Raw genomic sequence first — 14,422 nt, 5'->3', positions numbered from 1 at the left:
TTTATGCTCAGTAAGCGTTTAAATCAGGTTTTTATTTTTTTCCACGATTGCTTTCCAATCGATGTTGGTGACTTCCGGTTTCCAGGTCACTGCAAAGCCGTTCGGGTACCGGGTATCCACGCTGGCTATTTGCGCCAGCTGTTCCTCGCCCAATAAATCCATGGTTTTTAAAAAGCGTTGCATATTTTCCAGCGGTGCTTTTCTACCCAATTGCATTTCCATGCCGCTGGCTAACTTAATCCGCCAGGCTCGCCGTTCGTTGACATGAAATTCCGCGAGCTGCATCGATTTATCCTTCAGCACGATGTAGACGCCTTTCATGATCTCCAGCAGCTTCTTTTCCTGGCCGTCCGGGCCGGTAATCAGCGGCAAATTTTTAAATTCGTCGATATTGTCCGGCACCAATAAATCGCCTTGTTTGTTCAGCAGCGCCGATTTGCCCCAGCGTACCACCGGCTTTTGCTCGGTGATTTTGATATGCACCGCATCCGGCCACACCCGCTTCACATCGACCTTATCCACCAATGGCAGCGCTTTGATCGCTTGATGAATCGCGTTCATGTCGGCCTGGTAATAGCCCTGTTTCATTTGCGGCGCCAATACTTCTTTCAGCCTATCCTTGCTGGTGTATTGGAACGCGCCTTCAATCTTGACGTAGCGGATCGGCTTGCTGCTCAGTGCGCTGACACCGAATTGCTGCCAAGTCCACCAGCCGCCGCCGATCAACAGCGCGGTCATTAAAATCACACTAAACCGGCTCACCTGTACCCGCCATGCTGGTTTCCAAAATCCGCCAGACCAATTCCTCGAAACTGATGCCCACCGCTTTTGCAGCCATCGGCACCAAACTGTGGTCGGTCATGCCGGGTACGGTATTCACTTCGATCAGTTGCGATTGGCCATTGCTGTCGATAAACACATCCACCCGCGCCCAGCCTTTTACGTTCAAGGCCTGGCAGGCTTGTACCGCCAAGGCTTGCAATTGTTGTTCGCGCTCCGCGCTCAAGCCGCAGGGGCAATGGTATTTCGTGGTATTGGCCCGGTACTTGGCGTCGAAATCGTAAAAGGTATTCGGCGTTTCCAAACGGATGGCTGGCAGCGCTTCACCGTCCAGCACACCGACGGTGTATTCCTGGCCCTGTACCCATTGCTCGGCATACACGTCGCAACGAAATTGGCTGGCGAGCTCCAAAGCGGCCGCCAGTTCATCGCGGTTAGTGGCTTTGCTCATGCCGATGCTGGAGCCTTCCTGCGCAGGTTTGACGATCACCGGAAAACCCAGTTTGGCGATGCAGGCGTCAATATCGGTTTCGCTTTTCAGCACAAACCAGAGCGGGGTGCTCAAACCCAAACCTTGCCAGCACAGCTTGGTGCGTAATTTGTCCATGCTCAATGCTGACGCCATGACGCCGGAACCGGTGTAGGGCAAGCCCATGACTTGCAATACTGCTTGCAACACACCGTCTTCGCCGCCGCGGCCGTGGATGACGTTGAACACTCTGTCGGCTTTAACACTCGCCAAGGCATCAATGGGGCTGGCGGTCACGTCTATCGCGACGGCGTCGATGCCTTGTGCTTTCAAGGCTTGATACACCGCATTGCCGCTGTTCAAGGATATTTCGCGCTCGGCAGCGGAGCCGCCCAACAGCACGGCGACTTTGCCGAAATCGGCGGCATTTTTGATGCGTAATGGCTTCATGCTTTTTCACCTACCCGGCAGACTTCAGTTTGCAGACTGATGCCGAATTGCGTTTGTACTTGGGTTTGAATATGTTCGATCAAGGCTTCTATGTCTTCCGAGCTGGCGTTGCCGCGATTTTCGATAAAATTGGCGTGCTTTTCCGACACCACCGCGCCGCCGATGGCAAAGCCTTTCAGGCCGCAGGCTTCGATCAAACGCGCCGCGTAATCGCCGGGCGGATTCTTGAATACCGAGCCGCAAGTCGGCTTATTGGTCGGTTGCGAGGCGTTACGTTTTTCCAATAGCGCTTTGATGTGTTGTTGGCTGGCTTCGCTGTTGCCCTTGCTCAATTTCAACTGGGTTGACAAAAACCATTCGTCGGCCAGACCTTTGACTGAACGGTAGGCCACTTCAAATTCGTGATGGTCGCGCAGGATGACTTCACCGCGCGGATTGATCATTTCCACCCGTTCCACAATGCTCCAGGTCTCGCCGCCAAACGCGCCGGCATTCATTTTCAGTGCGCCGCCCATCGTGCCGGGGATGCCGGCCAGAAATTCGGCGCCGGTCAGGCCTAAGTCCGCGCAAAAACGGGCGACATGGGCGCAAGGTACGCCGGCTTCCACGTAAACCCGTTCGGAATCGGCCAGATACATTTCTTTCAGTCGGCCGCGGGTGTTGATCACCGTGCCGCGAATACCACCGTCGCGTACCAATAAATTGCTACCCAAACCCATCCAGTACAGCGGTTCGCCGGCCGGCAGGCTGGCGATAAATTCGATCAGATCGGCCTTGTTTTCCGGGATGTACAGGTGCTGGGCCGGACCGCCGACCCGCCAGCTGGTGTATTTCGCCAGTGGCTCGTTATTTAATAAAGTGCCTCTAGCCACCATCACTTTAGGGCCTCGGCCAATTGTTGCGGCAATTCGGCAGCGATCTGGCCGACGTTGCCGGCGCCCATGGTCAATACCACGTCGTCTTTTTCGACGATGCCGGCCAGGATGGTCGCCAAGTCTTCACGGTTTTGCACGAATACCGGGTCAACCTGGCCGCGCACGCGAATTGAGCGGCTCAAGGCTTTGCCATCAGCACCGGTAATCGGCGCTTCGCCGGCCGAATACACGTCCAGCAAAATCAGTACATCGACGCTGGACAATACTTCCACGAAATCTTCGAATAAGTCGCGGGTGCGGGTGTAGCGGTGCGGTTGAAACACGACGACTTTACGGCGGCTCGGCCAGGCTTGGCGCAAGGCTTCCAGCGTGGCCGCCAGTTCGCGCGGATGGTGGCCATAATCGTCAACCAAGGTCAGCTTGCCGCCTTGGAAATCCACATCGCCGTTGATTTGAAAACGTCTACCTACGCCTTTGAATTCCGCCAGACTCTTTACAATAGCCGAATCGTCCACACCCAGGGCGGTGGCGATAGTCGTGGCCGCCAAGGCGTTCAGCATGTTGTGCCAGCCGGGTAGGTTCAGCGTGACTTGCAAGGGCGGTAAATCACCCCAGCGCAACACCGTGAAATGAGTGCGTAAGCCGTCCTGGCGAATATCCACAGCGCGTACGTCGGCGTAACTACTGACGCCGTAGGTCTTCACCGGCTTGGATACATTAGGCAGCACGTCGCAGACGCCCGGATCGTCTATGCACATCACCGCCAAACCGTAGAATGGCAATTGATGCAGGAATTTCAGGAAAGTGTCCTTGAGTTTGCTGTAGCTGCCGCCATAGGTCTCCATATGGTCTTGGTCGATGTTGGTGACAATGGCCATCATTGGCTGCAGGAACAAGAACGACGCATCGCTTTCGTCGGCTTCGGCGACCAAATATTTACCCAAACCCAATTTGGCGTTGGCGCCGGCGCTATTCAAACGGCCGCCGATTACGAAGGTGGGATCCAAGCCGCCCTCGGCCAACATCATCGTGGTCAGGCTGGTAGTGGTGGTTTTGCCGTGCGTGCCGGCAACCGCGATGCCGAATCTGAAGCGCATCAATTCCGCCAGCATTTCCGCGCGCGGAATTACCGGAATACGGTTTTCGTAGGCGGTGACGATTTCCGGGTTGGTTCTATCGACGGCGGTGGAGGTGACGACGACATCGACATCGGTCACATTATCGGCATGGTGACCAAAATAGACTTTCACCCCCATCGCTTGCAGGCGGTCGGTAACCGCCGAGCCTTTAATATCGGAGCCGGATACGGTATAGCCTAGGTTGGATAGTACTTCGGCGATGCCACTCATGCCGGTGCCGCCGATGCCGACAAAATGGATTTTGTCGATGTCGCCCAGTGCCTGGTTTTCGATGTTGGGGCGGTTCATATAGCAGCCTCCGCAACGCAAATATCTGCTACGGTCTGAGTCGCGGCGAGTCTGGCCCTGGCTTTGGCGGCCCGGCTCATGGAAGTTAATGATGTCATGGCTTGTTCTAAGGTTTTACGCAGATTTTCCGCGTTTAATTCGGGTTGCGGCAGCAAGATGGCTGCACCGGCTTCGCTTAAATATTTGGCATTGGCGGTTTGATGATCGTCGATGGCGTGCAGCAAGGGCACGAAAATCGCCGGCAAACCGCAGGCCGCTACTTCGCTTACCGTCATCGCACCAGCTCGGCAAATAATCAAATCAGCCCATTGATAGGCGCCGGCCATATCCTCGATAAAGGCCAAAGCTTCGGCATTCAGGCCTAAACCAAGGTAGCGCTCGGCTACTTCAGCTTGCATCGCGCTGCCGGTCTGGTGCTTTACCTCCAGATTGCTCAATCCGGCCAATGCTTCTGGCACCGTGTCGTTCAGGACTTTGGCGCCTTGGCTACCGCCCAGGATCAAAACCCTTAAATTGCGTCCGGCTTGCGGATGCCATTCGGATTTTTCCGGCAGGTTAATGAACGCATCCCTTAAAGGATTGCCGGTGCAGACGGCGTGTGCCGATTGGGCGAAGCTGTCCGGAAACGCTTCCAATACTTTGCGGGCAGCGAGCTTTACCAACAAGCGGTTGGTGGTGCCAGGGACCCTGTTTTGTTCGTGTATCACCAGCGGGATGCCCAGCCATTTCGCCATCAGGCCACCCGGACCGGCCACAAAGCCGCCCATGCCCAATACCACATTCGGTTGACGCTGTTTCAGTATGCGCCTGGCCTGCAGACAGGCTTGAATCAATTTAAAACCTGCGCCTAGTTTGGACAGTAAGCCTTTACCGCGCATACCGGCTACCGCCAGCCAGTCGATGTCTATATTGTTGGCGGGCACCACCCGGCTTTCCAAGCCTTTCTCGGTGCCCAGCCAGCTGACTTGCCAGCCGCGTTCGCGCATTTCCTGGGCGACCGCCAGTGCCGGAAACACGTGTCCGCCGGTGCCGCCCGCCATGATCACGATGCGGCCGCTCATGCGTGTTTCCCCTTCACATTGCTTTTATTGTGTTCGGTGACTTCGTAGTGAATCCGAAACAATACCGCCATCGCGCCGCACATCACGATCATACTGCCGCCACCGTAGCTCATCAGCGGCAAGGTCAAACCTTTGGTGGGCAGCATGCCCATGTTGACGCCCATATTCACGAAGGATTGGAAGCCAAACCAGATACCTAAGCCATAAGCCGCCAAGGCAGAAAATTTCAGACCGGCTTGCTCGGCTTGTTCGCCAATCGCAAAGGCGCGCACGACCAGGGCGGCGAATAGGCCGATGATCAGCAGCACGCCGAGCAGGCCGAGTTCTTCACCCAATACGGAGAACAAAAAGTCGGTATGCGCTTCCGGCAGGTAAAACAGTTTTTGCAGGCCGTTGCCCAAGCCAACGCCGAAAAATTCGCCGCGACCAAAAGAAATCAAAGCCTGGGTGAGCTGAAAGCCGGTATCTCTGGCATCGGCCCACGGGTCCATGAAGCTGGTGACCCGCGCCAATCGATAGGGTGATTCAATGACCAAGATCACCGCCAAACTGGCGACCAGACCCAATAAAATAATGAATTGAGAAATTCGGGCGCCGCCCAGAAACATCATGCCCATGGCAATGATCAGAATCACCACCGCCGAGCCGAAGTCGGGCTCGAGCAATAACAGTACGCAAGCCACCGAAAACAGCATCAACGGCTTGACCAAGCCGAACGCGGAGCGGCGGACGTGGTCGGCATGACGGGTGACGTAACCGGCCATATAAATCACCGAGATGAATTTCACGACCTCCGATACCTGGATCCGCAAACCCAGAATCGATAGCCAGCGGATACTGCCGTTAACCCTGATGCCTACACCGGGAATTAATACCACCAGCAGCAAGGCCAGGCCGGCGATGAACAGGGTTTGGCCCATTCTTTCCCAGCTTTGCATCGGTATGTTCAAAATGATCGCGGAAAAGCCCAAGCCAAACGCAATATGAATCAATTGCTTGAAGGGATAGTGCGAAATGTCGTCAGCCATTTTGACGCCCAAATGCAAAGAGGACGAGGTGACCAGCATAAAACCGATGCCCAGCAGGCTGAAGCACGCCAACATCAACACCGGGTCGACGTGCAGGCGGTTTTGCGCGCGGGGCTTGGGCGTCGGTTTCAACATAAGGGCAGACTCATCACGGCTTCGGCGAACTTATTGCCGCGGTCAACATAGCTGCGGTATTGATCCAGGCTGGCGCAGGCCGGTGACAGCAGCACGCTGTCGCCTTCGCTGGCCAAACTGGCGGCGATGGTGACCGCTTCTTTCATGTTGCCGGCGAAATGGACAGGCACACAGTTATTCAAAGCTTGTGCGATCAATGGTGCATCTTTGCCTATCAGGACCACGGCCTTGGTTTTTTCGGTGACGGCAGGCACTAGTTCAGTCATGTCTGCGCCTTTAGTTTCGCCGCCGGCAATTAAAACAACTTTATGCTCGTAGCCGTTTAGCGCGGCGATACACGCACCGATGTTGGTGGCTTTGGAATCGTTAACCCAATTGATGCCGCCTTTTTCCGCGACTTTTTGCATGCGGTGCGGCAGGCCTTTGAATTTTCTGAGCGCATCGCACATTTTGGTGATGCTTAGACCGGCAGCCGTGCCCAGGGCCAGCGCCGCCAACGCATTGGCGATGTTGTGGCTACCTTCCAGGCGCAATTTGCTGGCTGCCATCAAGGCTTGTTCGCCTTGCATTAAAGTATCGATTTCGCCGCGACGCAGATAAAAATCGGCTTGAGTTTGGGTGGAAAAGGTCAATGTTTGCCGGGTGGGATCGCGCATGGCCATGACCATCGGGTCGTCGGCATTCAAGATCATCACGCCGTCGCCCCGGAACACCCGTTGCTTTTCCGCCGCATAACCGGCCATGCCGTCATGGCGATCCAGATGGTCCGGACTGACGTTTAATACCGTGGCGACTTTGGCGTTTAAAGCGGTGGTGCGCTCCAATTGGAAGCTGGACAGTTCCAATACGTAAAGTTCGGCGTCTTGTTGCAGCAAATCCAGCGCCGGTGTGCCGAGATTGCCGCCGATGGCGGTTTTGACGCCAGCGGCGTTAGCCATTTCGCCCAGCATGGTGGTAACCGTGCTTTTACCGTTGGAGCCGGTGATGGCGATAACCGGTTTATCAGTGGCGCAAGCGAATAAGTCGATGTCGCTGAGTACGGTAACGCCCGCCTGTACGGCTTTTTGGATGGCTGCTTCGTGTAAAGACACGCCAGGGCTGACCAGCAAGTGAGTGGCGACATCCAGCGCGGATTGGTCGAAACCGCCGGAAAACACCGGCACGTCCGGCATTTGTTCGCGCAAATTATCGATCAGCGGCGGATTTTTTCGGCTATCGATCACGGCGAATTTAATCGGGGTCTTTTGCAAAAATTGCGCAGCCGAATAGCCGGTAGCGCCTAGACCGACGATCAATAGGCGAGCGTTATCCGGATTTAAGTTGAAATGGGTTTCCAGATTGCTGAGTAGGGCGGTGGTGTTCATGCTTATCTCAGTTTCAAAGTGGCCAGACCGATCAACACCAAGATGACCGAGATAATCCAGAAACGCACGATGATGCGTGGCTCCGGCCAGCCTTTCAATTCGTAATGATGGTGAATCGGCGCCATCAGAAACACCCGCTTTTTACGGGTTTTGAAGGAGGCAACCTGGATAATCACCGAGATGGTTTCCATCACAAAGATGCCGCCCATGATCACCAAAACGATTTCTTGTCTAACCAGCACTGCGACGATGCCCAGCGCAGCACCCAGGGCCAGTGCGCCGACGTCGCCCATGAACACCATGGCCGGATAAGTGTTGAACCACAAAAAGCCCAGGCCGGAACCGACCAGGGCCGCGCAGAACACCACCAGCTCGCCGGCTTTGGGGATGTGCGGGATAGCCAGATATTGCGAGAAATTCACGTGGCCGGACAAATAAGCAAAAATCGCCAAGGCGGCGGCGATCATCACGGTCGGCATGATGGCCAGGCCATCCAGGCCGTCAGTCAAGTTGACGGCATTGCTGGAGCCGACGATGACGAAATAGGTCAGTACGACGTAGCCCCAGCCGATGTCCACGGTGACGTTTTTGAAAAACGGCACGATGAATTGGGTTTCCGCCGCTACTTGAGCGGTGTTGTACAAATACAAGGCGGCGCTCAGTGCCACCAGCGATTGCCAGAAATATTTGGCGCGGGCGGATAGGCCGTCGCTATTGCCGAGCAGGACTTTTTTATAGTCGTCGATAAAGCCGATTACGCCGTGGGCCAGTGTCACCAGCAACACCACCCAGACATAACGATTGCTCAAATCCGCGCAGAGCAGGGTGCTGATCGCTACGGCGAACAAAATCATCGCACCGCCCATGGTTGGTGTGCCGGACTTGGAGAAATGGCTTTGCGGGCCGTCGTCGCGCACGCTTTGGCCGATTTTTTTGCGAGTCAATTTTTCGATCATGGCCGGGCCGACCATCAGGGAAATAATGAGCGCGGTCAGCACGCCCAAGATGGCGCGAAAGGTCAGGTAATGTAGCACCCTGAAGCCGCTGTCGATATTGCTTAAATAATCCGCGAGTAAAAGTAACATTAGGCTGCTCTGAAATTGTTGACCATCGCCGCCACCACGTTTTCCATTTTCTGGGCGCGCGAGCCTTTAACCAATAGGGTTTCCTTACCTGTGATGGCTGTTGTCAGTGTGTCTATTAATTGTTCCTGATCGTCGAAAAACTGGCCGCCGTCGCCAAAGGCTTCAACGGCATGTTTTGCCAGGGCGCCGGTCGCGAACAAACGCTTCACTGATTTTGCTTTGATTAATTCGCCCATTTCCCGGTGTATCGCCGGGCTGTCCGGGCCGAGTTCGCCGAAAGCGCCCAGGGCCACCCACGCTTCGCGGCCGCAATCGGTCAGCACGTCCAACGCGGCTTTCAAGGAGTTGGGGTTAGCGTTATAGGTATCGTCGATGACGATATTGCCCTTACGGCCTGTTAAGGGTTGCATGCGGCCGGTGACGGGCTGGAGTTGTTCCAGGCCTTGTTTAATGTCTGTCAGGCTAATGCCGAATTGCAGTGCAACTGCCGCTGCGGCCAAAGCGTTTTTCACATTGTGAGCGCCGGCCAGATGCAAGCGGATTGGTAAGGTGTCGGTCGCCGTTTTTAATTCGAAATAGGTGTTAAAGCCTTGTGCGTCCAAAGCTGTGGCAATATTTAACGCCGTGACGTCGGCTGCGGGGTGCAAGCCGAAGGATACGCTGCGATGGTTGCCGGCCATGGTCAGCAAGAAATCGTAAAAAGCGTCATCGCGATTTAATACCGCCACGCCGCCCTCACCGAGGCTTTTGACGATTTCGCTTTTGGTTTTAGCCACGCCTTCGATGCTGCCGAAACCTTCGATATGGGCGGCGCCAATATTGGTGATGACGCTGACATCGGCTTGCGCATAGCGGCTGGTATAGGCAATTTCACCGGGATGATTGGCGCCCATTTCAATGACAGCGTAGCGATGAGAGTCATCCAGTTTGAGCAGTGTCAGCGGCACGCCGATGTCGTTGTTGAGATTGCCTTGGGTCGATAGGGTGTGGCCTTGGGTGGCGAAAATCGCCGCAATCATTTCCTTGACGGTGGTTTTGCCGTTGCTGCCGGTGACGCCGGCTACTTTGACCGACAAGGTTTTGCGCCAGTATCCGGCCAGTTCCGCCAGTGCCAGATGGGTGTCTGCGACGATGATTTGCGCTAAAGCGGATGGCGCGGCTCGCTCGAGTAACAGCGCTGCCGCACCGGCTTGCTCGGCTTTATCGATAAAGCTGTGGCCGTCGAAGTTTTTGCCGTTTATTGCAATGTACAGCGCGCCGGCTTGTAAGGTGCGGGTATCGATACCGGTGGCGCGAATTTCTCTGTCTTCGCCGATTAGCTTGCCGTTGACGGCTTGGGCTATTTCGCTGAGTTGCAGCTTCATGGTTTGCTCCACGCCGCCAGTGCTTGCTTGACGATAGCGCTATCGCTGAACGGCTGCTTTACGCTGCCGATTTCTTGGTAGTCCTCGTGGCCCTTGCCGGCTATCACCACGCAATCGTCTGGGTCTGCTTGTCGTATCACTGTGTTTATGGCCGTGGTTCTATCGTTAATGACCGTTATTTTTTGGCTTTGGCAGCCGCTCAAAATGTCTTTAATAATCGCTGCCGATGCTTCGCTGCGCGGATTGTCGTCGGTGACGATGACTTGGTCCGCCCAGGTTTCGGCAATTTTGCCCATCTGCGGACGCTTGCCCTTGTCCCGGTCGCCGCCGCAGCCGAATACGACTCTCAGTCGGTTCGCGCCTTTGGCGGCTTTCAGCACTTTCTCCAGCGCGTCCGGGCTATGCGCATAATCCACAAATATCGTGGGTTTGCCGTTGCCGCCGAATTTTTCCATGCGGCCGGCAATGGCGTTTAATTTGGCCAGTTGCGCGACGGCGGCGTCGAATTCGCTGCCGGTCGCCAGCAGCACACAAAGCACGGCTAGCACGTTATCCAGGTTAAAGCCGCCAACCAGCGTTGTCGTTGCCCGGCGTCTTTGCTCTCGCCATATCACATCGAATTCGATGCCGGCGGCGCTATGTTTTACTTGCTCGGCACTTACGGCTTCCTTAGCAGTGCCGCGTTGGCCGGTCGCGCTATAGGTCCAGCTTTGCACGGCGTCCGGCAGGCTTTGCAATACCTCGGCGCTGCTGGCGTCGTCCAGGTTGACCGCGGCAAACTGCAGGCCAGGCGTTTTAAACAAGGCCAGTTTGGCTTGCAGGTATTCCGCCATGCTGCCGTGATAATCCAGGTGGTCCCGGCTCAAATTGGTAAATACCGCGCCTTTGAAGCTAACCCCGTTAACCCGGCCTTGGTGTAAGCCGTGTGAGGACACCTCCATGGCCGCGTTACGCTTATCCTGCTTTACAAATTCGTTCAGCATCCGCTGCACGGCCAATGCATCCGGCGTGGTGTTGGTGGTCGGCTGCAAATTGCCGACATCACCCCAACCCAGTGTGCCTATCACGCCACAAGCCGGCAAAGCCTGTGCAATTAATTGGCTGCAGGTGGTCTTGCCATTGGTGCCTGTTACACCGATCACATCCAATAGTTGCGACGGGTTGCCGTAAAATCTTGCGGCGATTTCGCCCAACTTTTGCGCTAAATCGGTTATTGCCACGCTTGGTACTGTTACTTTGCTGACGATCTGCGTCTCCGCGCCGCTTGGATCGTAAATTACCGCGACCGCGCCGTTGGCAACAGCTTGTTCCGCATGCGCAATACCATGCTGGACGGCACCGTTCAACGCAACGAATGCGTCGCCGGCTTGGATGTTTCGGCTGTCCAAACACAATCCGCTGATTGCCAAATCCGGCGGATTTACGGTCATTCCGTGTAGCAATTGGGCTAGCTTCATTGTTTGCTCAACAATAAATGCATGTTGTCCATGCCGTCCGGCTCAACGCCGTATACTCGTAATGCGCCCGCCATCACTTTCGAGAAAGCCGGTGCCGCCACCAGGCCGCCGTAATATTGGCCGGTGGTAGGTTCGTCCACCACAATCGCGATAATGAAACGCGGATTGCTGGCCGGCGCCATGCCCACAAATACCGATAAATATTTGTCTTCGCTGTAACCGCCGGCTGCGGCTTTTTTCACGGTGCCGGTTTTACCTGCTACCCGGTAACCTTCGACTCTGGCTTGGTATGCCGTACCTTCTTTGCTGATCACGTGCTCCAGCATTTCCCTGACCTTTCTGGCGGTTTCGGGTTTGAAAATCCGTTGGGCATCGGGATCTTCATCGCGCTTGAGTAAAGTCACGGAATGAATGATGCCGTCGTCCGCCAAAGCGGTATACGCTCTGGCCAATTGTAAAATCGAGGTGGAAACCCCGTAACCGAACGATAAAATCGCCTGGTCGAATTCGTGCCAGCCCTGATAATCCAGCAAAGAGCCGCTGGCTTCTCCCGGAAAGCCAACACCGGCGGAGGTTCCGAACCCCAGCCTGCTGTATACGCCCCAAAAATACTCCGGCGGCATGCTCATCGCGATTTGCGTGACCGCGATATTGCTGGATTTTTGCAGTACGTGGGTCAAATCCATTGTGCCGTAGTTATGCACGTCCTTAACGACGTTGCGACCCAAGTGATAGACACCATGGGTTTCTATCAACACGTTGGGTTTGATATAGCCACCATCCAGTGCCGCCGCTACCACGAAGGGCTTGACCGTCGAGCCGGGTTCGAAGCTATCCACCATAGCCCGGTTGCGGTAGCGGTTACTGCTCAATTCCTTACGGTTGTTGGGATTGAAAGCCGGTTGGCTGACCGTCGCCAATACATCACCGTTCTTGGCATCCAGTACCACCAAGGATGCCGAATGTGCTTTGTTCTGGATCATTGCATTCTGCAATTCCCGATAAGCCAGGTATTGCAGGCGTTCATCGATAGTCAACACCAGGTCGCGGCCCGGGATGGCTTCCTCAATATTTTCTACGTCCTTGATGATCTGGCCCTTGCCGTCCTTGATCACGCGCTTTTTGCCGGGCTGGCCGCGCAGAATGTGTTCGTAGCCGTGTTCTATGCCTTCCTGGCCAATGTCGTCGATATTGGTAAAGCCCAATAAATGGCCCGATACCGCGCCGGCTGGATAGTAACGCTTGAACTCTCGCTCGAAATACACACCGGTAATTTCCAGCGCTTTGACCTTTTCGGCTATATCCGGGTTAATCTGCCGGCGCAAATAGACGAAACGCTTATTGGCGTCTTTTTCCTTTTTTAGCAGCGAACGCAGTTCCTTTTCCGGAAAACCGAGGATTTTCGCCATCGGTGTTAACTTGTCCTGTTCCGCATCCCTTAGTTGACGCGGATTGACCCAAATCGATTGTACCGGGGTACTAATCGCCAAAGGCTCACCGTTGCGATCCTTGATCTGTCCACGATAAGCCGATACCGACACTACGCCGACGTGCTGCATATCGCCTTTGTCCTGCAGAAATTCTTTATCGAGAATTTGCAGGTAAACCGCGCGTGCAACTAATCCGAGCATGGCCAACAACATTACCGACAGCAGCACTCTGCGGCGGATCACAAAATCTGTATTGTGGCGCGGTATCGTGCCCGCGCCGGAGGCAATTCGCATTTACGGCTTTATATAAATAATTTTGTCTTGGGCCGGCAAAGTCAGCATCAGCCGCGTTCTTGCTTCGATTTCAACCCGGTTTTCTTCGGTCAGCGTGGTCAATTCGAGTTGTAATCGGCCCCATTCCACTTCGTAGTCGTCGAGCTCTTTTTCTTTTTTCTGAATGTCGATAAACAGCAGGCGCGATTGGTATTTGCTGTAGATCACGGCAATGCCGGAGATCATCAGCATCGCCACCAACAGTGTCAGCAGGATATTTCTTGCAATCGCCATTAACGTTTCTCCCCAACTCGCATGACCGCGCTACGTGCGCGTGGGTTTTGTTGCAATTCCTGTTGTTGCGCCCTTATCGACTTGCCTATTTTGCGTAATTGGCCTTGTTCTATGTCTTGCTCTTTAATCGGCAATTTGCCGGGATTGGTTTTCGGGCCGGCTTGGTCGCGAATGAAGCGTTTGACGATGCGGTCTTCCAATGAGTGAAAGGCGATCACGACTAAACGTCCGCTCGGTGCCAATATGTCCACGGCTTGTTTCAATCCGGTTTTAATCTGTTCAAGCTCTTGGTTAATCTCTATCCTGATCGCCTGAAAACTGCGGGTTGCAGGATGTTTGTGCTTGTCGCGAAACGGCACACTGTTTTCGATCAGTTTTGCCAACTGTAAGGTTGTCTGCAACGGTTGCTGTTGGCGTTGACAGATAACCGCGTTGGCAATTCGCCTGGCAAAACGCTCTTCGCCATATTCAAACAGTACGCGAACCAATTCTTTTTCGTCGACTTGCGCCAAATACTCTGCAGCCGACAGGCCGTGATTGCTATCCATGCGCATGTCCAAAGGACCGTCACGCAAAAAACTGAAGCCACGCTCCGCATTGTCTAGTTGCGGGGACGATACGCCCAGGTCCATCAGAATGCCGTCGACTTTACCCTTATAGCCTTGTTGTTCAATAATGGAGCTCAGTTCCAAAAAACTGGCGTGATGCAAACTAAAACGGCTGTCTTCCAGCAAGCGCTTGGCTTCGTTGCTAGCAATCGCATCCATGTCTCTGTCAAGCGCCAGCAACCTGCCGGAGCTATTCAGTGCTTTCAGAATGCCGCTGCTGTGTCCGCCACGCCCGAAGGTGCAGTCCAGATAAATACCGTTCGGTTTTATGTTGAGCTGCTCTAAGGCCTCTTCGTACAAAACCGTCTGATGGGCGGTCATC

Annotated in this window: 13 protein-coding genes; all 13 read right to left on the bottom strand. The window is 54.7% G+C overall.

From position 1 onward, the window contains the following. Positions 1 to 18: 18 nt before the first annotated feature. From ACMXD4_RS21495 to rsmH, 13 genes are read right to left on the bottom strand one after another with little or no spacing between them, the layout of a single operon-like run. Positions 19 to 762, bottom strand: coding sequence for a cell division protein FtsQ/DivIB (locus tag ACMXD4_RS21495; protein ID WP_171697274.1), 744 nt, complete (start codon positions 760 to 762; stop codon positions 19 to 21). Further along, a complete protein-coding gene (locus ACMXD4_RS21490) occupies positions 749 to 1,699 on the bottom strand; it encodes a D-alanine--D-alanine ligase (protein ID WP_415879321.1) in 951 nt (316 codons plus the stop codon). Before ACMXD4_RS21490 ends, ACMXD4_RS21495 begins: the two co-directional genes overlap by 14 nt. After that, a complete protein-coding gene (murB, locus tag ACMXD4_RS21485) occupies positions 1,696 to 2,574 on the bottom strand; it encodes a UDP-N-acetylmuramate dehydrogenase (protein WP_415880855.1) in 879 nt (292 codons plus the stop codon). The genes ACMXD4_RS21490 and murB overlap by 4 nt, the downstream gene beginning before the upstream one ends. Continuing rightward, positions 2,574 to 4,001, bottom strand: a complete 1,428-nt coding sequence (gene murC, locus ACMXD4_RS21480) for a UDP-N-acetylmuramate--L-alanine ligase (protein WP_415879320.1) — start codon at positions 3,999 to 4,001, stop codon at positions 2,574 to 2,576. Before murC ends, murB begins: the two co-directional genes overlap by 1 nt. Continuing rightward, on the bottom strand, positions 3,998 to 5,062 hold the full coding sequence (gene murG, locus ACMXD4_RS21475) for an undecaprenyldiphospho-muramoylpentapeptide beta-N-acetylglucosaminyltransferase (RefSeq protein ID WP_415879319.1): 1,065 nt from the start codon (positions 5,060 to 5,062) through the stop codon (positions 3,998 to 4,000). The genes murC and murG overlap by 4 nt, the downstream gene beginning before the upstream one ends. After that, complete coding sequence (gene ftsW / locus ACMXD4_RS21470) at positions 5,059 to 6,225, bottom strand: putative lipid II flippase FtsW (RefSeq protein ID WP_051669999.1); 1,167 nt, start codon at positions 6,223 to 6,225, stop codon at positions 5,059 to 5,061. Before ftsW ends, murG begins: the two co-directional genes overlap by 4 nt. After that, positions 6,219 to 7,589, bottom strand: coding sequence for a UDP-N-acetylmuramoyl-L-alanine--D-glutamate ligase (gene murD, locus ACMXD4_RS21465; RefSeq protein ID WP_033156789.1), 1,371 nt, complete (start codon positions 7,587 to 7,589; stop codon positions 6,219 to 6,221). Before murD ends, ftsW begins: the two co-directional genes overlap by 7 nt. Before the next feature lie 2 nt (positions 7,590 to 7,591). Beyond that, positions 7,592 to 8,674 carry a phospho-N-acetylmuramoyl-pentapeptide-transferase gene (mraY, locus tag ACMXD4_RS21460; protein ID WP_033156788.1) on the bottom strand — a complete coding sequence of 361 codons (1,083 nt, stop codon included), beginning with the start codon at positions 8,672 to 8,674 and terminating at the stop codon, positions 7,592 to 7,594. After that, positions 8,674 to 10,038 (bottom strand): UDP-N-acetylmuramoyl-tripeptide--D-alanyl-D-alanine ligase, encoded by a 1,365-nt coding sequence (locus tag ACMXD4_RS21455; RefSeq protein WP_415879318.1) that lies wholly within the window; start codon positions 10,036 to 10,038, stop codon positions 8,674 to 8,676. The genes mraY and ACMXD4_RS21455 overlap by 1 nt, the downstream gene beginning before the upstream one ends. After that, entirely contained in the window at positions 10,035 to 11,495 is a 1,461-nt protein-coding gene (locus ACMXD4_RS21450) for a UDP-N-acetylmuramoyl-L-alanyl-D-glutamate--2,6-diaminopimelate ligase (protein WP_415879317.1), read from the bottom strand. Before ACMXD4_RS21450 ends, ACMXD4_RS21455 begins: the two co-directional genes overlap by 4 nt. Further along, positions 11,492 to 13,219, bottom strand: a complete 1,728-nt coding sequence (locus tag ACMXD4_RS21445; RefSeq protein ID WP_171697284.1) for a peptidoglycan D,D-transpeptidase FtsI family protein — start codon at positions 13,217 to 13,219, stop codon at positions 11,492 to 11,494. The genes ACMXD4_RS21450 and ACMXD4_RS21445 overlap by 4 nt, the downstream gene beginning before the upstream one ends. Then, positions 13,220 to 13,492 (bottom strand): cell division protein FtsL, encoded by a 273-nt coding sequence (ftsL, locus tag ACMXD4_RS21440; RefSeq protein ID WP_020483757.1) that lies wholly within the window; start codon positions 13,490 to 13,492, stop codon positions 13,220 to 13,222. It lies immediately after the preceding gene. Next, positions 13,492 to 14,421, bottom strand: coding sequence for a 16S rRNA (cytosine(1402)-N(4))-methyltransferase RsmH (gene rsmH, locus ACMXD4_RS21435; RefSeq protein ID WP_171697285.1), 930 nt, complete (start codon positions 14,419 to 14,421; stop codon positions 13,492 to 13,494). The genes ftsL and rsmH overlap by 1 nt, the downstream gene beginning before the upstream one ends. Position 14,422 lies beyond the last annotated feature (1 nt).

Source organism: Methylomonas sp. TEB (genome assembly GCF_047777895.1).
Taxonomy (GTDB): domain Bacteria; phylum Pseudomonadota; class Gammaproteobacteria; order Methylococcales; family Methylomonadaceae; genus Methylomonas.
Note: the sequence above shows the minus strand (reverse complement) of the source record. Positions and strands in the feature narration are given on the sequence as shown.